Annotated in this window: 14 protein-coding genes; all 14 read left to right on the top strand. The window is 35.3% G+C overall.

What is annotated here, in order from left to right; translation table 11 throughout:
- Nucleotides 1-6: 6 nt before the first annotated feature.
- Nucleotides 7-1,869 (top strand): asparagine synthase (glutamine-hydrolyzing), encoded by a 1,863-nt coding sequence (gene asnB / locus KQI83_RS13745; RefSeq protein WP_216559247.1) that lies wholly within the window; start codon nt 7-9, stop codon nt 1,867-1,869.
- A gap of 76 nt (nt 1,870-1,945) precedes the next feature.
- Nucleotides 1,946-3,130 carry a glycosyltransferase gene (locus tag KQI83_RS13740; protein WP_216559244.1) on the top strand — a complete coding sequence of 395 codons (1,185 nt, stop codon included), beginning with the start codon at nt 1,946-1,948 and terminating at the stop codon, nt 3,128-3,130.
- Between the two features lie 29 nt (nt 3,131-3,159).
- Nucleotides 3,160-4,353, top strand: a complete 1,194-nt coding sequence (locus KQI83_RS13735; protein ID WP_216559241.1) for a polysaccharide pyruvyl transferase family protein — start codon at nt 3,160-3,162, stop codon at nt 4,351-4,353.
- 17 nt (nt 4,354-4,370) lie between these two features.
- Nucleotides 4,371-5,774 carry a lipopolysaccharide biosynthesis protein gene (locus KQI83_RS13730; protein ID WP_330622456.1) on the top strand — a complete coding sequence of 468 codons (1,404 nt, stop codon included), beginning with the start codon at nt 4,371-4,373 and terminating at the stop codon, nt 5,772-5,774.
- A complete protein-coding gene (locus KQI83_RS13725; RefSeq protein WP_216559235.1) occupies nt 5,775-7,025 on the top strand; it encodes a Coenzyme F420 hydrogenase/dehydrogenase, beta subunit C-terminal domain in 1,251 nt (416 codons plus the stop codon). It abuts the gene before it with no gap.
- A 13-nt stretch (nt 7,026-7,038) separates the two neighbouring features.
- Nucleotides 7,039-9,456 (top strand): aldo/keto reductase, encoded by a 2,418-nt coding sequence (locus tag KQI83_RS13720; RefSeq protein ID WP_216559232.1) that lies wholly within the window; start codon nt 7,039-7,041, stop codon nt 9,454-9,456.
- Nucleotides 9,457-9,467: 11 nt separating this feature from the next.
- Nucleotides 9,468-10,490, top strand: coding sequence for a hypothetical protein (locus tag KQI83_RS13715; protein ID WP_216559229.1), 1,023 nt, complete (start codon nt 9,468-9,470; stop codon nt 10,488-10,490).
- Between the two features lie 63 nt (nt 10,491-10,553).
- A complete protein-coding gene (locus tag KQI83_RS13710; protein WP_216559225.1) occupies nt 10,554-12,011 on the top strand; it encodes an MBOAT family O-acyltransferase in 1,458 nt (485 codons plus the stop codon).
- Between the two features lie 13 nt (nt 12,012-12,024).
- A complete protein-coding gene (locus tag KQI83_RS13705) occupies nt 12,025-14,613 on the top strand; it encodes a YfhO family protein (RefSeq protein ID WP_216559222.1) in 2,589 nt (862 codons plus the stop codon).
- Between the two features lie 63 nt (nt 14,614-14,676).
- Entirely contained in the window at nt 14,677-16,890 is a 2,214-nt protein-coding gene (locus tag KQI83_RS13700) for a DUF5722 domain-containing protein (RefSeq protein WP_216559219.1), read from the top strand.
- A 140-nt stretch (nt 16,891-17,030) separates the two neighbouring features.
- Complete coding sequence (locus tag KQI83_RS13695; RefSeq protein ID WP_216559216.1) at nt 17,031-18,326, top strand: UDP-glucose dehydrogenase family protein; 1,296 nt, start codon at nt 17,031-17,033, stop codon at nt 18,324-18,326.
- Nucleotides 18,327-18,334: 8 nt separating this feature from the next.
- Complete coding sequence (locus tag KQI83_RS13690; protein ID WP_216559213.1) at nt 18,335-19,429, top strand: acyltransferase family protein; 1,095 nt, start codon at nt 18,335-18,337, stop codon at nt 19,427-19,429.
- 2 nt (nt 19,430-19,431) lie between these two features.
- The gene (locus KQI83_RS13685; RefSeq protein WP_216559210.1) at nt 19,432-21,966 is read left to right on the top strand and encodes a YfhO family protein; all 2,535 of its coding nucleotides are present in this window, start codon (nt 19,432-19,434) and stop codon (nt 21,964-21,966) included.
- 24 nt (nt 21,967-21,990) lie between these two features.
- Complete coding sequence (locus tag KQI83_RS13680; protein WP_216559207.1) at nt 21,991-23,013, top strand: CAP domain-containing protein; 1,023 nt, start codon at nt 21,991-21,993, stop codon at nt 23,011-23,013.
- Nucleotides 23,014-23,020: the final 7 nt, after the last annotated feature.

Below are 23,020 nucleotides of genomic sequence, written 5' to 3'. Positions count from 1 at the left end.
AGAAGTATGTGCGGAATATGTGGTTACATAGGGAATCAAATATCAGAAAATCAATTGATAGAAATGAATAATACAATGTATCATCGAGGTCCAAATGATGCGGGAATTTGGCAGACGAAATTTTGTGGAAAAAGTATGGGGCTAGCCCAGAGAAGGTTAGCAATATTAGATTTGTCTGAATTAGGACATCAGCCAATGCATTATAATAATGGGGATTTTGTCATTGTGTTTAATGGGGAAATTTATAATTATAAGTTATTGCGAGAAGAGTTAAGAAAACAGGGGCATCATTTTGTATCAGATTGTGATACAGAAGTAATTTTGGCAGCCTATGCTCAATGGGGAGAGCAGGCGGTATATAGATTAGAGGGAATGTTTGCTTATGCTATTTATGATAGAAAGAGAAACAGGGTTATTCTGGCAAGAGATAGAATTGGTAAAAAACCTCTATATTACTATTGGGATGGTTTTAACTTTATATTTGGTTCGGAATTAAAAGCGATTGTAAAATCCCCTTGGTTTCAAAAGGAAATAAATACAGAAGTTATAGAAAAGTACTTGTGTTATCAATATATTAATGAACCGGATACAATCTATAAAAATACATTTAAATTACCAGCTGCACATTATATGATATTTGATGGAGAAAATATTGAAATTCAGAAATATTGGGATTTATTTGAAAAATTTACAGAAGGAAAAGAACAGCAAATATTAGATTATGAAGAGTGCAAAAAAGAATTAAAGAAAACAATTTATAAATCAGTGGAAGATAGATTAGTGGCTGATGTACCAGTAGGAACTTTTTTGAGTGGTGGAATTGATTCTACATTGGTTACAGCAGTTGCAAATGACATTATCGGCGGAAGTGTAAAGACATTCACGATTGGTTTTGATGAGAAAGAGAGAAATGAGGCTACTTTTGCCGAGGAGACAGCAAAATATTTACGAACAGAACATACAGAGTTATATGTAACAGAGAAAGATATGTTAGATATGATTCAGGATGTATGTGTTTATTTTGACGAGCCGTTTGCTGATCCATCAGAGATTCCAACAATGTTAGTATCAAAACTTGCAAAAGAAAAAGTGACAGTGGCATTATCCGGAGATGGAGGAGATGAATTTTTCTGCGGATATTCCATGTATGATTTTGTATATTATGCTCAGAAATTAGATTTATTGGCCGGAGTTGGAAACCGAATACTGAATAATAAGTCGGGAAATAAAATAAAACGTAAGTTGCCGCAGGAAGCAGTTGCTTTACTGGAAAATAGAGAAAAGACAACGAAGGTACAGCTTTTTGAGGATTTACCGGAAAAATTTGTAGCACGAATGTTAAAAAAAAGTAATGGGCAGATAAAATATCTTCGGGAAAGTGAGATAAATGTGCACAATTGGCAAGAAAAAAGGATGTTATTGGATATGTATACATACTTGCCGGAAGATGTTTTGACAAAGGCAGACAGAGCATCGATGAAATATTCGTTAGAGATGCGTTGCCCGTTATTGGATCAAAGAGTAATGGAGTGTTCATTTAGAATTCCCCATAAATATAAATACCATTCGGGAAGTAAAAAGTATATTTTAAAGGATATCTTGTATGATTATGTTCCAAAAGAAATGATGAATAGACCGAAAAAGGGATTTGGAGTTCCACTAGGAAAGTGGTTACGAATTTATTTAAAAGAGGAAGTTGCAAGAGTATCACAGAAAAGTTTTATAGAAGAACAAGGATTTTTTAATTATGATGTTGTTCAAGAATTAATAAGCAAAGTAGAAAAATCAGATAAAAAACCATATCCGAAGATTTTATGGGCATATTATATATTTCAGTTGTGGTATATGAAATATTGTTCTCAGATATAAGAAACGATAGGCAACATTCCAATGTGCTTTAAGAAAACGAAAGCAAATGTGATAGTTAACAAGGAAGGAGATTTGTATGAAAATAGCCATTGTGGTATCGACACTTGATTTAGGAGGAGCACAGCGAGCAGTATCAAATATTGTAATGAATTTGCCAACAGATTGTGAAATAGATTTAATCCTTAACAGTCGTGAACATATTGTTTATCCTTATAGAGGAAATATTATTTCTTTAGATTTAGAACCTCAAGAGAACAGAAGTGGATTATTATATCAGGGAAAAGTATTTTTTAAAAGGTTACGATTACTTAGAAAATTAAAAAGAGAGAAAGGGTATAATGCAGTCATAAGTTTTCTGGATAGTGCTAATATTGCCAATATTCTTACAGGGAAAAAGTTTTGTAAAACAATTGTTTCCGTGCGTACTAGATTATCGGGGGAAAATAATTGGAAATATAAAATAATAGTAAGTAACCTGGTAAAGTTGCTTTATAATAAGGCAGATAAAGTGGTTGCTATATCGGAAGGTGTACGTCAGGATTTAATTGATAATTTTAATATTAAAAAAGAAAATGTATGCACGATTTATAATTGCTACGATGTAAAGGAAATACAAGAAAAAGCGGTAATGCCATGTGAGGAGGTAGAGGTTGAACAGGATAGTTTTTCAATTGCAACCATGGGAAGATTTGTGCAACAAAAAGGACAGTGGCATCTGCTAAGAGCCTTTAAAGAAGTGTTAAAGGAAGAACCAAAAGCAAAATTGTATATCTTAGGAGAAGGTGAGTTACAAGATTATCTGTATAAAATGGTAGACGAACTTGAAATGCGAGAATCCGTTATATTTTGCGGATTTTTGAAAAATCCGTTTTCTTTGATTTCAAAAGTAAAATTATTTGTATTTCCATCACTGTGGGAAGGATTTGGAAATGCATTGGTAGAGGCAATGGCGTGTGGAGTTCCGTGTATCGCATCAGATTTTAAATATGGTGCAAGAGAAATTATGCAGGATAATGCAGATATTAATCTGGAGTGTAAAAAAGTAGAGACGGTAGATTACGGAATACTTACACCGGTTTGCTCTAATGTTTACAATGCACCAAAGGATATGTTAGAAAAAGAAGAAGAATTTCTAAAAGAAGCAATTTTAAAAGTTATGTCAGAAGAGACAGTACAGGAAGTATATGCTCAAAAAGCCATAGAAAGAGCCGGATATTTTACAGCAGAAAAGACCGTAGAACAGTGGTTAAAACTAATTTAGGGAATAGGAAAGGATGCGTAAATAGAGATATGGAATATGTAGTAATTGTGGGAGGAGGAGTAGCTAATAAGGGTGCTCAGTCTATGACATTTCAAATCATCAAAGAAATACGGAAACATATGCCGGGAAAAGAAGTTGTTGTTTTTTGTAATTCTAAGACAAACGATGTTCCTAAAATGGATTTAGAATATAATGTTAAAGTAGTGCCTTTTGATGCAAAAGATATTTTGTATTTTACAGGTGGAATAAAAAAAGTCGCTTCCGTACTATTAGGAGAGAAGAAGGAAAGGATAAAGGAAATTCAGGAGATTTTAGATAATGCGTGTCTGGCATTTGATATTAGTGGATACTCTTTTTCATCTGAATGGTCTGCATTGAATTCCGTAAAATATTTATATCGAATTCAGATAATGAAAAAGAAAAAAATTCCAATGATAATAATGCCGCAATCTTTTGGACCATTTCATTATGCAAAGTTCTGGAAAATTTATATAAAGAGATTAGCAAGTGGACTCTTAAAATATCCTATGGCAATATATGCAAGGGAAGAAGAATCTTATAAAGAGTTAACATCACAATATAAGTTGGATAACTTATATTTGTCTGTTGATATGGTATTGCTTGGGGGAGAAGTGAATAGAGATGAAATCTACAAAGAAAAAATACAACCGAAGCATTTTGAAATATTAGAAAACAGTGTAGGAATTATTCCAAACAAAAAGGTGTTGGAACACAGCAAAGAAGAAGAGATTATTAACTTATATAAAGGGATAATTGACAGATTGCTGCAAATCGGAAGAAACATATATATTGTACAACATTCAACGCCGGATCAGGAGTTTTGCAAAAAACTGAAGGAGATATATAAGAATCATAAGAAAGTATATCTTATAGAGGACGAATTGGATTGTTTAGATTATGATGAGCTGGTTGCTCAGTTTGACTATGTAGTAGCTTCTCGATACCATTCGATTGTACATGCATATAAACGGCATATCCCGTGTATTGCTGTTGGATGGTCATATAAGTATCAAGTGCTTTTAAAACATTTTTCACAATTGGATTACTTAATAGATGTAAAAAATATGCAGGAAGAATGTGCAGTAAAGTGCGTAGATGAAATGCAGGAAAAATATAAACAGGAAAAAGAAGTAATTCAGTCAGAAATGGATACATTAAGAAAAGAAAAGTTTTATGATGAACTTTTTAAGCTGATAGGATAGAAGGGAATTTGAAAATTGTGTCGCGCGAGAAGAGTTTAATAAAAAATACCGTTATTTTAGGAATCGGATATGTGATTCCGGGTCTGGTATCATTTTTAACACTACCGATATATACGGCAATGTTAACCAAAGCAGAATACGGAACCTATGATTTGATAACCATTCTGGTGTCATTACTATTGCCTATAGCAAGCTTACAAATTAAAATGGCAGCATTTCGGTTTGTACTTGAAAGTCGGGGTAATGAGGAAAAGATAAAAAAATATATATCCACTATTTGTATTTTTGCAGTTATAATTATCGGAATCTGTTTAGTAATTACAAGTGCAGTATTGCCGGGAATAAGTACAATAAACAGGGTGTTGATTGGACTGTACCTTTTCCAAGAAATGATAGTAGATTTATTAAAGCAATTGGCAAGAGGTCTTGGAGTACTGAAAAAGTATGTTATGGCAATTTCAATCAATTCAGTGCTTACATTAATTTTTGCTGCGGTATTATTGTCGGGGCTTGATAAAGGACTGCCTGGATTGTTGTTAGCATTAAATATAGCGTTGCTTTTTGCAAATATATATTTAATTGGGGCACTGAAAATTCCTCAGAGAGTTTCTTATCGCTATTTTAGTAAAGAATGTTTAAAAGAAATGCTTGCTTATTCTGTACCGATGATTCCTAATGCAATATCTTTATGGGTGGTAAAATTATCAGACAGAGTAATCGTAACATGGTTTTTGGGATTGGAAATGAACGCTATTTATGCGGTTGCCAATAAGATTCCTTATTTGTTGAGTGAAGTTACCGGAGTATTTAATCTTGCCTGGCAGGAAAATGCCTCCTTGGCAATTGAAGATGAAGACGCAGAAGAATATTATAGCAATATGAGCCAAACCATTATCGAAGTACTAATTGGGGGAATGGCAGTATTAATTGCAGGTACTCCCATTTTGTTTAAGATATTTATTAATGAATCATATGGAGATGCATATAATCAGATTCCAATTTTATGTTGGGGTATTTTTTTTGCAAGTTTATCAAATTGTTGCGGAAGTATCTATATAGCATTAAAAAAGACGAAGATAATTGGAGTTACATCTGTTGCGGGAGCTATGATTAATCTTTTGGTAAACGTAGCATTAATTGGGAAAATAGGTCTTTATGCAGCATCTCTTTCTACCGCTGTAAGTTATGTAGTTATATATTCTTTTAGGGTGTTACAACTAAAAAAGTATGTAAATATAAAATATAACTGGAAGAAAAATACAGTTTCCTTTTTGATGCTTTTTGTGATAAATATAATATATTACAAAAAATATTTGGTTACCGATGTAATAAATATAGGAATTGCAATTATTTTTGCAATCGTATTAAATAAAAAGTTATTGCTAACAATGTATCATAAATATCGAAAAAAGGTGATGTAGATGAAACAGATTGTTGAAAAAGAAAAATGTACCGGGTGTGGCGTATGCGTTGCTGTATGTCCGAAAGAAGCAATTACTATGAAAATGGACAAAAGTGGATTCTACTATCCGGTAATTGATAACGATGTATGCATAGAATGTGGAAAATGTCAGCGTTCATGTCATTGCTGTATAAAAAGAACAAAAGATAACGTATATGATAAAAATAAATATTATGCAGTAGCAGCGAAAACAGATAAAGATTTGATGTCTGTATCATCAGGGGGAGTCTTTTTTAAGATTGCAGAGCAGTTTATCGTAAACGGAAATATTGTATATGGTGCAATGCAGGAAGGGGTAGGCGAAGTAACACATGTAAGAGCAGATTCTATTGAGAGTGTTAAAAAGTTAAGAAGGTCGAAATATTTGCAGTCCAAAACCACGGATATTTGGAAACAGGTGCAGCAGGACTTAGAGACAGGAAAGAAGGTTTTGTTTAGTGGTGTTGGATGCCAAACCGCAGCGTTGTATGCATTTTTAGGTAAAGATTATCCGAATCTGTACACCTGTGAAGTTATTTGCCATGGAGTACCATCTTATTCGGTATTTGAGGAATATTTGAAAGAAACAAAAGAAGGGCTTGGAAAAGAAGTCCAGGAAATTTGTTTTAGGGATAAACGCCTGGGGTGGAAAAATAATCAAATATCTATGAAAACGGATGGTGGAAAAGACATCGTATGTGCAAGCGGTATACATCCGTTTCATAAGGGATATTTGAAAGGATATTATAGCAGGGAATGTTGTGCAAATTGTCAATATGCCAATTTACAGCGTAATGCAGATATTGTTTTAGCAGATTTTTGGAAATATGCAGGGGAGAAGCTGGGAGCATATAAGAAAAAGGGAATATCATTAGTATGTTGCAGAACCAATAAAGCAGACGAATTGTTAAGGAAAATTGAGAATCAGGTAATGCAGGAAGAAGTAGGGGAAGAGGAAGCTATAAAAAGTTGTAGGCACTTGACACACACACCAAAACAAAGGAAAAGAAAATTGTTTTTTGAATTATATGAAAAGTCTGGTTTCTTTATAGCACAGTGGTTATGTGAAAAGCCAAGAGCAGTGCAAAAGCTGTTTTTACATATAGTGGAAAATCAGGTATATAGAAGGGCAATTCAAAAAAAATTAGCAAGAAAACAAATTGGTGTTAGCATGAAAATCCAAAGCAAGTACAGAAAAAGACTTGAGGATTTTGTAAAAAAATACAAATAAAAGGATGAATCAGATGAATATAAATACAACATTTATAAGATGTTTAGAAGAATTAAATAGAGTTGGAGTATCATGTTATTTTTTCCATAGACCGGCAATGGTAAAAGCAAAATTTTATGACAAGAATGCCAGATATCGTATGAGACATCGGATATCTTTTCCGAAAATTGCAGAAAATCCTTCTAAGTACAGAGAAGTATATAAGTGTGTTTTGGGAGAAGCATATGATGATAAAGAAATAGAAAAATTAAGTGCCATTCCGCCAGTGATAAAACAGGGGGGAAAGGTTTGTCATGCCAATGTACAGTCAGAATATGTGAATGTAGAAAACGGATATCGAAAAACAGCCTATCAGACAGAGGAAAAGCAAAACAGAATTTTTATGTATGGAAGATGCGGTGTGTTTGGTTATGCTGTTAAAGATGAAGAAACAGTACCTTCACAGTTACAAAAAAAATTATCAGAAGAAGGAATTTCGGATTATTCTGTAAAAAACAGGGGATTATGGGGAGCTGATACAGAGAGTATTATCAACAATTTTATAGCAGATGTAAAAAAGAAAACATTTCATGAAAATGATGTTATTATTTTTTATATGCATAAATTAAAAGATGATGTTATGGATAGTGCAAAAAAAGCAGGAATGTACTATGAGAATACCACTGAGGAGTTTCATACCTATGATGCAAGTAAGGGATGCTTTTATGATAAGCCGGGGCATATGAATGCAGCCGGATACAAAATAATAGCAGATATTATATGCAAAAAATTACAGGCAACTTCATTTCAGAAACAATGCGTAGAATTACCAAAGGGGGAAGAACCGTTTGAATATAGTGATGAACTGGAAATAACAGAAGAAATGGAGCAGTACATTACCCAGATAAAGAACCGGGTAGAACTGCCGGAAACAGCCATGATTGGAAGTATTATCATGAACTGTAATCCATTTACATTAGGACATCGCTATTTGATTGAAACGGCGAGAAAACAGGTTGATATATTGCTGATATTTGTTCTGCAAGAAGACCGTTCTGAATTTTCATTTTCCGAAAGATATCAATTGGTAAAAGCAGGAACGAAAGATTTAGAAAATGTATTTGTTGTGCCAAGTGGGAAGTTTATTATTTCAGCAATTACCTTCCCGGAATATTTCCTGAAGAGTCAGAAAAAAAGTATGATTGTAGATACCACAAGAGACTTAGAGGTATTTGGGAAATATATTGCCAAAGAACTGCATATTAAGAAGAGATTTGTTGGTGAAGAACCGATTGATATGGTGACAAATCAGTATAATCAGAACATGAAAAAAGTGTTGCCGAAATATGGAATAGAGGTTATAGAGATTCCAAGAAAAGAAGTTGAAAATCAAGGTGTAATCAGTGCTTCTAAAGTGCGAAAAATGATGAAAGAGGATAGTGAAGAACTAAGGAAATTTGTACCGGAAACAACCTATTCCTTCTTACAGTGGAGAAAAAATAATGTTACTTTTTACAGTTTAAGTAATGGGATGCGAATACCCAAAATCGGATTTGGAACATTTCCAATGAAAGAGGAATTAGAGGAAGTGATTCCAAAGGCGGTAAAAGCAGGATATCGCATGTTTGATACATTGGATAACTATCACAATGAATCCTATTTAGGAAAAGCATTGGAGAAAAGTCAGGATTTAGAAAAGGATTTTTTTGTTGTTACCAAGATATCAAAGCCTCAAAAGCTGTTAAAATTTTCACAAGAATATCAAAAAAGTCAGGAAAGACTAAAACACAAAATCGATTTATTCTTAATGCACTGGCCGTATCCGTTTGTAAAATATAATTTGTGGCGAGAAATGGAAAGTTTATATGAAAATGGTGCATGCGGAGGAATTGGTGTTTGTAATTTTACCAATAAGGAAATGATAAAATTATTAGAAAGGGCAAAAGTGAAACCACTGGTAAATCAGATTGAACTTCATCCAATGTTTCAGCAAAGACAGATATGTGAATTTTGTGAGGAAAATGGAATTAAGATAATGGCATATTCTCCTTTAGCAAGAATGGATAAACGTTTGATGGAGAATGAATTGCTTAAATCTATGGCAGAAAAATACGGAAAAAGTGTTCCACAGATTATTTTAAGATGGGATGTTCAGCATGGATATATACCCATTCCGTCAGGAAAGAAAGAAGAGCATTTAATTGCCAATATTGACATTGATGATTTCTTGTTGACAGAAGAAGATATGCAAAAGATTGACAGTCTTGATTGTGGAATGCGAGTAAGATTTGACCCTGATAAACGATTTAATGCAAAATATAAAATTGCTTTCTGGGGAATCAATGTAATTTATGCAACCAGAAAAAAGTTTGTGAAGATGTCTAAAAGTATGATAGGAAACTTGAAATTTTTAATAAAATATTATTTGAAACAACTTGTTAGAAGTAGGTAGATGGGGGAAAGATGAGTAAACGTTTTATAAAGATATTTTTTGGTTTAGGAATAATACTGTTATTGGTAACTGCCGGAATGGTGGCTTTGGTGGACCCGTTTGGGGTTTATCATAAGCCTTGGTTTGGGTGGAAGACTGTTAATTTGAATCAGGCATACCAAAATCCGGGATATGTGAAAAATTATGATTATGAAACAGCACTGGTAGGAACATCTATGACAGAAGGTATGAGAGCATCTGAAGTAGACAAGCTATTTGATACTACAACCATTAAAATTTGCCAAAGTGGTGCGCATTCTATGGATATGGCAGAGATGTTAAAGTTAGTTTGTAAGGAAGGAAAGGCAAAACAGGTTATTGTAGGATTTGATGCAAATATTTTCCGAAAAGAATACGATACCTATCGTAGTGAGATGCCATTATATCTTTATAATGATAATCCATTAGATGATATAAATTATTTATTTAATAAACAGGTACTTTTTGAAGAAATTCCGGAAATGTTACAAGCCAATAAAGAGGGGAATTTACCGAAACTAGATGATTATTATATTAGGGGAGAAGGAGAATATTCCAGAAAAATTGCATTATCAAATTATGAAAGAGGGGTAATTGATGAAGTGAGTGTGAGCTGGGATAGAGCAGACAAAAATATTGATAATATTGCACCCATTATTGAAAATAATCCGGATGTTACATTTTATATTTATATGCCCCCATATAGTATGTTGTTTTGGGACAGATATATGTGTAATGGGATAGTAGATAATGAGCTTGCAATGCAAAAGCAGATAGCAGAAGCCTTTTTGAAATATGATAATGTACAGTTCTACTATTTTATGAACGATTATAATGTTATAACAAACTTGGAAAATTACAGAGATGCAGGGCATTATAGTCCGCAGGTTTGCAGTGAGATATTACAGGAAATTCATAATGGTAATTATAGGGTTACAAAGGACAATTATTTGTCGGTGTTTGCTGAAATGGAGAATTTTGTAAAAACTTATGATTATGATTCCATGTTCAATTAGGAATAGAATGAAAACATATATCGTTACGAAAGAAAAGGTTGGATGATATCAAGGGAGGAACACATGACATTTAATACATATCTGTTTATATTTGCATTTTTACCGGCATGCTTTTTGCTGTATTTTGCATGTAATCATTTGAAAAAGTATACATTGGCGAATATTTCATTAATTATTATGTCAAGTCTGTTTTATTTATACGGAAGCATTTATAGTATGCTTGTGGTTTGGGCAAGTATTGTTGTAAACTATGCAATACTTCAATGGATGAAAAGAAGTAAGGCACCAAAAGCAATTTTAATTGTAGGGATTGTTCTAAACTGTATGGGCTTACTTTCTTTAAAGTATTGTAATTTCTTTATTGACAATGTAAATGGTATCTTTCATTCAGATTTTAATTTACTGAAACTTATATTACCATTGGGAATTTCCTATTATACATTTCAACAGATTGCATATCTGGTAGATAATTACAGAGGAGAAGTTCCGGAATATAGTTTTATAGAGTATAGTTTATTTATTTTGTTTTTTCCAAAGGCAATTGCAGGACCGATTTTATTTCACTCAGATATTATGCCGCAATTCCAGGAGGAAAACAGAAGAAAGATAAATGCAGATAACGTAGCAAAGGGATTGTATGCAATATCCGTAGGAATGGCAAAGAAGGTATTGTTGGCGGATACTTTTGGAAAGTTTGTAGACTTTTATTATGGAGATATTGCTTCTATGAATTCCACGCTTGCAATTCTTGCAATGATAGGATATACATTCCAAATTTATTTTGATTTTAGTGGATACTGTGACATGGCAACCGGAATCTGCTTACTGTTTAATATTGAGATTCCAACGAACTTTAATTCTCCATATAAATCCTATTCAGTGATTGAGTTCTGGGATAGATGGCATATTACATTGACACGTTTCTTTACAAAGTATGTGTATATTCCTTTAGGGGGAAGCAGAAGAGGAACGGTAAGAACTTATGTAAATACGTTAATTGTATTTCTGGTTAGCGGCTTGTGGCATGGAGCAGAGTGGAGTTTTGTGCTTTGGGGATTAATGCACGGCATAATGTTAATATTAAATAAAATGTTTAGGCAGAAGATAGAAACATGGAATAAAGTATTTTCCTGGTTCATAACATTTGGATTTGTAAATGTAGCGTGGATATTTTTCCGAGCAAACGATTTATCTCAGGCTATGCAAGTGATAAAACAAATAGCACAATGTAACTTTGGAGATATTGGCAGCAGTATTGCTCAAATATTTGCCTTGCCGGAGGTAATGGAAGTATTTAATGTATTACACTTAAGTGAGTGGATGACAATTAAATTACCATACTTTATGGTTTGCAGTTTCTTTATTTTGGCATTGGTTGTAATACTAAATGGGAAAAATGTGATAGAGCAGGTTGCAGAGTTTAAACCCACAGTCAGAAAGAGTATTTTTACAGCTATTCTTATGGTATGGTCTATATTATCATTTACCGGAGTGGGCACATTTTTGTATTCTGGGTTTTAGAACGGAGTAAAGCATGGAAAACAGGTTATCGAAGTTGCGGATATTGGCAGGGAGTGTGGGAATAATAGCAGCATGCACGGGAATACTTTTCTTTCCTTACTTATTGGGAGAAAAGTTATTTCTGTTCCCGCATGTTATAAGTGACGGTGTGGTACAATTTTATCCGCAGTATTATCAACTGGCAGAAATGCTGGAAAAAGGGCAAGGATTTGCGACGTATGTATTTAGCAGCGGATGGGGAAATTACATTTATATAAGTGATATTTTTGAGTTATTCATCGTTATGGGTGGAACACAACAAATCGCATATAGAGTTGGCATTGTCATTGTATGCAAAGTGATTTTAAGCGGAGCAATCTTTAGTACATATTTGTATTATAGCGGTAAGCACAGTACAACCAGTATAATTGGCGGGCTGACCTATGGATTTTCGGCTCAGGTTTTAATCGGAGGAATCTGGAAGAACCAGGGGGAGCTTGCAATTATAATGGCACTGGCATTGTTGGTAATAGCGGTATGGAAAAAGGGAAAAAGCATACGCAACGTAATACTTACAATATTTGCATTAGCTATGTATGCTACACAAATCAGCATTTATTATCAATTAGTGTATGGTGTGGTAATTGTTGGATGTATTTTTGTATCCTATTTGCTGAAAGAAAGAAAGCAACATTCTGAGAAAAAAGCCAAGAACAAAAAAGTGTGGATCGTCCTTGGCGTAGCTATCATAGTGGTAGCAATTATTTTGTGTTGGTACATTATGCCCCAAATGGTATCTGTTTTTCAAAGTTACCGGGTACAGTCAGGGCTTGCACAGTGGACAGAGAAATGGAAAGATACATTTACGATACATAATATAAAAGAATGTATTACGGTATATTTGCGAACCTTATCTCCTAGCATATTGGGAGTTAGCGGAATTGAAATGTGGTATGGGGAAGGTCCCGGAGCATATTGTGAGGCGGGAAGTTATTACTGTGGACTGCTCATACTCCTTATGGTGCCGCAAGCATATGGAAAAGACAAAAAAAGAAATATAATATATTCTTTGTTATTGGCAGGCGTAGCAGTGTTGACGTTTTTTCCTGCAATACGTTTAGTTGCCAATGGATTTGCAAATACCTATTTCAAACTAACCAGAATGTTAGGAATGTTAGTTGTTTTGTGGATTGGTATACAAGGATTGCAAAAGATTGTGGATAACAGGGAAAATCTAAAGGTAAAGCGTCTGTGGATAACCGTAGGTGTGATACTGACCCCTATGTTATTGTTAGCAGTTTGGAAATATCGAGGAAAAATTTATACACAGGATATGATAATTGTATCGGTATTTATGTTATTATATGGGGTGATTCTTACTTTTTATAGAGTAAATCAAAAACAAGAAAAGAAACTAAAATATATCTTAATTGTTTTAGTGGCAATAGAGAGTGTAGGAATTAATTACCGCTTTATCAATAATGCGGATGCAGTCACAAAAGAAGAATGGGATACAGCCTACTATCAGGACGGTACGATAGAAGCAGTAAATGAGATAGAGGAAAAGGATGATGATTTTTTCAGAATCGAAAAGGGATATCGTAGTGGTTTGTTAGATGATGCAGGGGTACAGGGATACCATGGAACCACTTATTATATCGGTGGAGTGGGAAACAGACCGCAGACAGAACTGATGGTGAATTTAGGAATGCCGGCATTGTGGAATCAGCGAGGATATTGCGGTGGTGCATATGGAAATGCAGCAGCAGAAGTATTGTTTGCAGACCGTTATGCATTGGCACGTTATGATGAATGTATCAGTTATAATTATCAAAAAGTGGATACCGTTGACCAAGTTCATATATTTGAAAATAAGGATGCATTTTCAATAGGGTTCGCCTATGATACTGTAATATCACAGGAAGAATTTGAAAAAAGTGATTATCAGGATCGTAGAGATATTATTTTACAAAGTTGTGTAGTAGAAAATGACAGTCCGTTATTAGAAGATATAGGAGAAGCTGATGTTTTACAGACAACAGATATAGAACCTATAAGATACATAGAATTGGAAAATTACCAATTAAATACGGGAATTAATGTAGAAACGATTCAGAAAAATGAGACGGTAGTGGTGGAATTGGAAAATGCCAAAGAAGAGTGTCTGAATGTGGTGTGGTCTACACCAAAAGAGGCATGGCAGAAGAATCGGGAGCGGATTGTGAGTATCTACGAAGAAATGGGAAAAAATGAGCTGGTGTTAAATAATCAGGAAGGAACAACTATGTTTATAATACAGCCGTTTTCCACCACAGAACTTACAACCGTAGATAAAGTGGCAATCAAAGTATATGATACAGACGAATACTATAAGGTTTACGAACAGTCAGTGGCAAAACTACACAAGAATGAGCTTCAGCTTGAAGAATGGTCAGATACATCCATGAAAGGAAGTATCACAGTGGATAGTAAGAAATTGCTGTATTTATCCATACCATATAATAAAAAGTGGACATATCTGGTGGACGGTGAAAAAGTACAAGCAGAAAGAGTCAACTATGCATTTACCGGAATTGTGTTAGAACCGGGAGAACATGAGGTAGAGGTGCAGTTTCGAAAGTAGAATCTTCATGAATTCTATGTTATAATTTAAGTACAATTATTCAAGGGAAGAAGGAGGATTTTTATGGGAAAAAAAGTGTTATTGAACAAGAGACTAAGATGCATTGGGGCATGGTTACTTTCACTTTTTTTAATGTTACCATTGTGTATTCCGATGTATGCAAATGCAGCATCAACCTTGATGGGGACAAGGGCAACTGCTGCAGATGTGGTGGAGGCAACTTCTACAAACAAGAAGGGTATTCAAGGCGTTGAGTTTTGGACAGATAGCAGTGATACCGAGTTTAAGAATTCTGTAAATCATGTGTACATGAATTTGGAACTTACCAGTATCATTAATACAGACGGAACCGGAACACCGTATGTTTATAATGGGAAGACTTACTACTTTAATTATGAGAATTATGTAAAAATTTTTGAATGGAGAATTCGTGAATTACGTGCAGCAGGTAAGATTATTACGGCAGAAGTTTTGATGGGATGGACAGATAATCCACAGTTGCAGAAATTGATATATCCGGGGGGAAGAGAATCAGGACATTTTTATTATGCTTTGAATGTACAGGATGCTGAGGCTGTAGAAACATTGAATGCTACATTTCATTACTTAGCAGATGTATTTGGTCAATCAGATTGTTTTATTCAAAATTGGATTTTGGGAAATGAGGTTACAGCGCCACAGCATTATAATTATTGCGGTACTTATGATGCAAATACGAATATTGATATTGCAGTAAAGTCTTTTGATTTATTATACAATGCAATTCAGGATAATAGTCCTTATGCAAAAGTATATGTTTGTCCAACTCATAACTGGTATGATAATTTAGTAGGAACGGGGATTCCAACGAAGACATTTATTGATGGATTTGCAGCAAGAGAAACAGGAAAGAATTGGAACATAGCATATCATGCTTATCCTAGACAGATGGATAAGACCATGTGGAGTAAGGATGCGGCGGCAGATTTGTCACATGACATTACCTCTAACTTTGTATGTGCAGCCAATTTAGAGGTACTTACAGATTATATAAAAAACACCTATGGAAGCTCCCATCGAATTATTTTGTCCGAGCAGGGATTTGATGCAGGAAGTCTGGGACAAGAAGCACAGGCAGCCAGTTTAGCATACCTTTATTATGCTGCAGCACGAAATGATATGGTAGATGCCATGATTTATGTGCAATATAAAGATAATTTAGGAGCAACAGGTGCAGGACTTTATCAGGGCTTAGTGAATGCAGATGGAACAGGGCGACAAGCATATAATGTGTTCAAATATATGGATACGCCGTATGCAGCTTCTGTGGTAAATCCGTATATGCGTTATATTACCCCGAATGCAAATGGAACACCAATCACAAGCTGGAGTGATGATATTATATGGAAGGCAGCAAGTACCAATGCAACCATGACATCAGCCCAGTTGTATATTCCTGATAATCAAACAGGACCTTGTATCCAAATGGCAATGAGTGCAACTGCTTCTAGTGAGACTGACTTGGAATATCGTTGGCTGGTATATGATCAGAGTACAGGAGTGTGGAGTGTTGTTAGTGGTTGGCAGCTCAATCAGAACATTCTAAATTGGTATCCACAAAAGCAGGGGGCTTATCTTGTACAAGGTGAAGTTCGCGTAGCAGGAAATCCGGGCTCTGTGCTTACAGCAGCAACCGGATATCAGTATGGAACTACCACAACAGTACCTACATTATCTTCCGTAGGAGTTTATCTTTGGCAGTATGAAAACGGACTGATTGAAGGTGGAGCGGTTGTGAATGATGGAGTAGATACTTCACAGTTATCTTATCGCTGGTTAGTATATGATGTAAAAAATAATCAGTGGATTCAGGCAAGTGATTGGTCAGGTGATTATGGCATTCACTATAGACCAAGTAGTAGTGGTGATTATTTGGTTTACTGCGAAGTGAAAGATAATGCAGGACATACTGTAAACACAACAGTTGGCGTAAATTACCGTCATGCAATTAAGGCAATTTGTCAGATGCCAGACCCAAATGGTAATGGTTATTTGATTGGGATTCAAAGTTTTGATAATCCGGGATATTATTATGAGATGCAGATTTTAGATTGTAATTTGTATGTACAGGGAAAAGATGCCTGGATTTATACTACAGGAAAATGTGGAACACAAGACACTACACTATGGACTATCTGGCAACCGGTTCCGGGATATTATTGGACATTGTTTAACTTATATGATGCATCCGGAAATCTGGTAGATCAACAGTGTTATGGATTTACAAATGCAGAATAATGAAATTGTAATAATAGGAGAGTCTCAGAAGGACTTTCCTATTATTATATTTTTTACTTTCTTTTTTAGAACAGCAATTGTATAATAGAAACATATTTATAATATGCGAAAGTGAGAAAAAGGTACGGAGGAGATAACGAATGAAAATAGCAGTGGCGGGTACCGGATATGTAGGTCTGGTGGCGGGAGTATGCTTTGCCGAAAAGGGACATCAGGTAATGTGCGTAGATGTGGATGAGAAGAAAGTAGAGACAATGAAGGCAGGCATTAGTCCGATTTATGAGCAGGACTTAGAAGAATTAATGCAGAAGAATTATAAAGAAGGAAGATTAGACTATACCACAGATTACCGGTCAGCATACCACGATGCGGAGGCTATTTTTATCGGAGTAGGAACTCCGGAGCAACCGGACGGTTCTGCAAATCTTTCTTATATAGCAACGGTGGCACGCCAAATTGCGGAGAATGTAGAAAGAGATTGCCTGGTAGTGGTGAAGTCTACCGTTCCGGTAGGAACCAATGATAAAGTAGAGCAATTTATCCATGATTTCCAGAAGAATAAGAAAGTAAAAATAGAGGTGGCAAGTAATCCGGAGTTTTTGGCACAGGGAACCGCAGTACATGATACACTTCATGCAGCCAGAATTATTATCGGAACCGAATCCAAAGAGGCAGAACAGAAACTTATGGAGATTTATGAGCCGTTTCATATTCCGGTAGTATCGGTAAATCGCAGAAGTGCAGAGATGATTAAGTATGCAAGCAATGACTTTTTAGCATTGAAGATTTCTTATATGAATGATATAGCTAATTTATGTGAGCTTGTGGGAGCTGATATTGAGGATGTGGCAAAGGGAATGTCTTATGATGCAAGAATCGGAGAACGTTTCTTAAATGCAGGAATCGGATATGGCGGAAGTTGTTTTCCAAAAGATACCAAAGCACTGGAATATCTTGCACGACAGAATGGATATCAGTTGCGTACGGTAAAGGCAGCAATAGAAGTAAATAAGGAACAGAAAACCTTACTTTTACATAAAGCAATGAAACGTTTAATTACATTTCAGGGGTTAAAAGTTGCAGTTCTTGGACTGACTTTTAAGCCGGGAACGGATGATCTTAGAGAAGCTCCATCCCTAGAGAATATTCCATTATTAATACAGGCAAAAGCCAATATTTATGCTTATGATCCGGTGGGGGCAGATAACTTTAAAAAGCGTTATCCGGAAGGAGTAACATATGTATCAACACCGGAAGAAGCATTAAAGGGAGCAAATGTATGCTTTATCTTTACGGAATGGGGAGAGATTAAAGCAGTAAAACCGGAAGAATATGCAAAATTAATGCAGACCCCATTAGTATATGATGGAAGAAATATTTATCAACCGAAAGAAATGCTAGAAGCAGGGGTTGAGTATTATTCCATAGGAAGGTAAAGGAAGTAATGGAGAAGAAGAAAGACATAGAGATTTCGCTGTTAAAAGGAATTGGAATTATTGCAGTTGTAGTAGGACATACCAGTAACATACATATCGTTCCGATTATTTACTATTGGCATTTGCCCTTATTCTTTTTTATCATTGGTTTGACCTATAATCATAAAAAGTATGAGAAGAATGTAAGTGGATTAATGGGGGCACGATTGCATGGATTCTTCCCTATGTATTTTGTATACATGATACTTTTGGGATTGCTTCACAATGTATTTTATAATATGGGGATATTAGCAGATGGGAATGTGGCTTATAACCTGCAAGGATTTCTAGATGCTTTTTGGAATTATTTTCGTTTATATACAGAGCCATTTGCAGGTCCATTGTGGTTTATGTTTCCATGGTTTTTTGCTACGTTACTGTATGGAGTAATTGTGTATGGTACATCATGGATGCGAATAGATTATAAGAAACGTCAGATTTTTATTGTAGGAGCTACAGTTGTTTTAGCAGCGTTTGGTTTCTTTTGTGTATCAAGGGGATACTTACGTTATGACTATACAGATGTTGCGTTGGTAATTATGCCTATCGTAGCAGTTGGTGGATTGTACCGCTTATGGCATGAACAGGCACAAAAATTTATTGTATTACCGGGATGTTTGGTGGCATTTGGTATTATGCTGTTTGTTCATTTGAAGTATGGATTGTGGACAATTTTGGATCAGAGAAGATACAATCATGTGGCGGTATTTTACTTATTAGCATTTTGTGGAATATATTGTTGTTTATATGTGGCAAAGTTATTAAAAAAGAAACCGGAAGCAATATGGGTAACAGTTCTTGCGAAAATCGGTGAATATAGTATGGATATTATGACACTTCATTTTGTGTTTTTTAAACTTGTGGATTATATTTGGTTTAAATGCTTTAATGTAGATGAACAGTTTGCATTAAATACATTTCCACATAGTTTTAAAACAGAATGGAGCAATATCGTATATTCGATAGTTGGAATTATAGGACCGATTCTGGTAAGAATGACATTGGATTTTGGAAAAAAACAAGTAATAAAGGTTTATCTGCGAAAGGAAGTAAAGGAAAGTTAGAAATGAAAAAAAGGATAATTGATACATCAGTGTTTTGTGGAATTCTTGGAATTGCAATGATGATACTGTTTCATAATTACATATTCGGAGACAGATATTTTCTGTTTCCTAATGTAGTAACCGATGGAGTCGTACAGTTTTATCCGGATTATGTTCAGAAAGCATCCAAAGGTATTGGGTCCTTTTTTTCGTTTTCTTATGCCTGGGGAAGTAACTTCAAGGTAAGTAACCCGTTTGAATTGTTAATCACCTCTTTTGGAGGAGCGCATGTGGCATATATGATAGGAATTGCCATGGTACTAAAATGTATGCTTGCAGGCATTTTCTTTTATGGATTTTTAAAAGAAAAAGGCATGACAAGGGTAACAAGTACGGTATTTGCACTTAGTTATGCTTTCTCCGTTCAAGTAATCGGGGCTGGTTGTTGGAAAAGTCAGGCAGAGTTAGCCATTATTGTTGCTATTTTCCTGTGGGCAATTGAAAGAGGAAAAAAGAAACGCGGAATTGTCCTGTTTGCTTTGGGAATTTTATTGACAATATTATGTCTTGGATTATATTTTAAGCTGATGTTGATTGCCTTTTTGGCTTTATATCTCGTGGCAGAGCTTTATCAGAGCAATATTAACGTGAAGAGGCAGTTTACAGCAAAACAAAAGAGAATCATCATTTTAGGATGTGCTTTATGTATGCTGGTAGTCATGGGAGTGCTTTGGTACAAATTGCAAGATGTTTTTCAAAGTTACCGTTTTCAGGCAGGAGTAGAAAGTTTAGGACAAGAATGGAAGAAAACATTTTCTTATAAGAATATACAGATTATCGGAACAGCAATCATACGAACCTTTGCACCGAATGTACTGGGAATTCCTGGAGCAAACGAATATTACGGAAGTGATACCGGGTGGTATATTGGAGACGGCACATATTACTGTGGTATATTGACCATATTGCTGATACCACAGATATTTCATCGTGATACCAAGAAGAGAAATCTTGTGGTTGCAGTAGAATTAGGAATCAGCAGTATCATTATGCTTTGTCCGGTATTTCGTTTGGTGTTGAATGGATTTTCCAATGATATTTATAAATTGTCCAGAGTATGGGTAATTCTAATTATGCTGATAACGGCAGCAATTGCACTGGATGAAATGATAACAGGAAAAAGACAGCTTGCGGGGAAACGACTTATAATGACATGGGGCGCAACGATAGCAATCGTTCTGGTGATGTGTCTGAAATTACAGAAACATATGTATTACTATGATGTTTGTATATATTTGGTTGTTTCCGCATTAGAGGTTCTGCTTCTTTGGATATACGGTAAGAAAGGAGAAAAGAGCACCAAACTCATCCGGAGTGGAATGGTAGTGTTGGTAGTTTTTGAGGTACTTTCACTGAACTATAAATTTATAAATAACAGTGATGCTGTAACAAAGGAAGCGTGGATTACCGGATATTACAATGACGGAACAAAAGAGATTTTAGAACAGTCTCAAAAAGATATGTTGTTTGAGCGAGTAGATAAAACTTATCAGAGTGTTCAGTTAAATGATTCGGCAGTACAGGGATATTATGGAACCGCTTATTATGTGGGAGGAGTAGGAAAAAGTTCTTTTACGGACTTTGCGTTGTCAACATCTATCCCTACATTGAAAGGAATTCCGGGATGGTGTCTGGGAACTACGGGAAATGTTTATCTGGAATCCTTATTTTCAGTAAACAAGATAGTTGCTAATAGTGATAATTGTGCAAGCTATGGATTTCAGTTAGAAAATAACAGCAATGATAAGTATCTATATAAAAATAGGAATGTATTGCCACTTGGTTTTTGCTATGACAAGGCAATTTCCCAAAGTGCATTTGAAGAAATAGATGCATCAGACCGAGCAGAAAGTTTACTGGAGTATGCAGTAGTAGAGGATGGAAGTGATATATTTAAGGACTTTCAGACAGAGCCAAAAGAGAAAAGAAAGTCAGAACCTGTATACACGGATGAAATAGCATCTTATGGGATAGGTACGAACATTGGATTACCGGTAGAAGTGACAGAAAACGAGACTGTGGTAGTGGAGATAGAAGATTCCCAAGAAGTAAGTGCTCAAGTGGCATGGACAACAGAGGAAGGGAAATTCGGTTACCGATATGCAAGCTGTTATGAGCAGAATGGAAAAACAAAAGTTGAGTTCAGCGGTCAGAACGGAATTAGAAATATTGTAATATATAGTAATTCCGGTGAATCGGATTTACATTTGGATAAAGTAAGAATCAGTGTATACCAATCAGAGGAATATTACAAAGAATTTGAAAAGAATATTGCAGAAAGAAAGAGTAATGTACTACAACTTGAGCAATGTACAGAGGAATACATCTGTGGCACCATTCAAGTTGAGAAGGCACAGTTATTATTTTTTACCATACCGTATGGGGCAAAATTTAAATATTATATAGATGGAGAGGAGGTAAAAAAAGAAAAGGTAGATATGGCATTTACTGGAATCTATTTACCAAAAGGAACCCATAAAGTGGAAATTGTTTATTAAGATACGAAAGAAAAGGAGAAGGCTATGAAAAAATTTTTAATGTATGCCATTGGAGCCATTGGAATTATCGGAACATTTGCTTTTGGAGGAAAAATGTCCGCAGAGGCTCATACAAGCGGAGGATTTGGCTGGGACGGCAGATTATATGACGACAATGGAAACGTAGTAGTGAATGACTTTGTATTTGATGGTTTTTACACCTATTATGCACAGGCAGATGGAACACCGATGAAGGATAGATTAACTTATCATCCGGATGGACAGCATATTATTTATTTTGATGGAGAAGGACATGAGGTGTTTTCCGATTTCAAGTATTGCGCAAGTGTAGGATATACCTGCTATTTTGATTCACAGGGGTATATTTACAAAGACCAAATTACATATGTAGATGGTGTCCCATATTACCTGAATGGAAATGGAAAGCTGGAGGATGCAGGTTGGTTTCGGTTTGCCAATGGTTTGGATTACGGATATGCAAATGAAGATGGAAGCTTGTTAAATAACAGATTTGCCAATGATGGTTATGGAAGAGTTGTATATTACCATTGGAATGGAATGGCAGCCAGAGGGTTAATCTCAGACGGACTATGGTATTATAATATGGATGCGAATGACGGTCATTATCTGGGCAGATTTAAGGCGGCAGGTGTAGCAGCATCTGATAGTTATCAATTACAGGTATTGGATTTAGTAAATCAGGAACGTCTTAGTAGAAATATTGCACCGCTTAAGTTAAATCATCAGGTACAGCAGGCAGCGCAAGTGCGGGCAAATGAGATTTGTACATCATTTAGCCATACCAGACCAGATGGAAGAAGCTGCTTTACAGCCTTAAATGAAGCCGGTATACCTGATGTGATTGCAGGTGAGAATATAGCAGCAGGTTACAGAACACCGGAAGAGGTCATGGACGGTTGGATGAATTCACCGGGACATAGAGCTAATATTTTGGATCCGGACTTTACAGAAATGGGAATTGGATATTTCTATAATCCGGCAGGAACATATGGCACTTATTGGGTACAGATGTTTATAGGGGATTAAGAAAATA

This window comes from Roseburia sp. MSJ-14, from assembly GCF_018918225.1.
GTDB lineage: Bacteria > Bacillota > Clostridia > Lachnospirales > Lachnospiraceae > Petralouisia.
This window is presented reverse-complemented; position numbering and strand designations above follow the sequence as displayed.

Bases quoted from the DNA above. Each gene is read 5' to 3' on its own strand.
- asnB (WP_216559247.1), top strand. From the start codon at position 7: ATGTGCGGAATATGTGGTTACATAGGGAATCAAATATCAGAAAATCAA.
- KQI83_RS13740 (WP_216559244.1), top strand. From the start codon at position 1,946: ATGAAAATAGCCATTGTGGTATCGACACTTGATTTAGGAGGAGCACAG.
- KQI83_RS13735 (WP_216559241.1), top strand. From the start codon at position 3,160: ATGGAATATGTAGTAATTGTGGGAGGAGGAGTAGCTAATAAGGGTGCT.
- KQI83_RS13725 (WP_216559235.1), top strand. From the start codon at position 5,775: ATGAAACAGATTGTTGAAAAAGAAAAATGTACCGGGTGTGGCGTATGC.
- KQI83_RS13720 (WP_216559232.1), top strand. From the start codon at position 7,039: ATGAATATAAATACAACATTTATAAGATGTTTAGAAGAATTAAATAGA.
- KQI83_RS13715 (WP_216559229.1), top strand. From the start codon at position 9,468: ATGAGTAAACGTTTTATAAAGATATTTTTTGGTTTAGGAATAATACTG.
- KQI83_RS13710 (WP_216559225.1), top strand. From the start codon at position 10,554: ATGACATTTAATACATATCTGTTTATATTTGCATTTTTACCGGCATGC.
- KQI83_RS13705 (WP_216559222.1), top strand. From the start codon at position 12,025: ATGGAAAACAGGTTATCGAAGTTGCGGATATTGGCAGGGAGTGTGGGA.
- KQI83_RS13700 (WP_216559219.1), top strand. From the start codon at position 14,677: ATGGGAAAAAAAGTGTTATTGAACAAGAGACTAAGATGCATTGGGGCA.
- KQI83_RS13695 (WP_216559216.1), top strand. From the start codon at position 17,031: ATGAAAATAGCAGTGGCGGGTACCGGATATGTAGGTCTGGTGGCGGGA.
- KQI83_RS13690 (WP_216559213.1), top strand. From the start codon at position 18,335: ATGGAGAAGAAGAAAGACATAGAGATTTCGCTGTTAAAAGGAATTGGA.
- KQI83_RS13685 (WP_216559210.1), top strand. From the start codon at position 19,432: ATGAAAAAAAGGATAATTGATACATCAGTGTTTTGTGGAATTCTTGGA.
- KQI83_RS13680 (WP_216559207.1), top strand. From the start codon at position 21,991: ATGAAAAAATTTTTAATGTATGCCATTGGAGCCATTGGAATTATCGGA.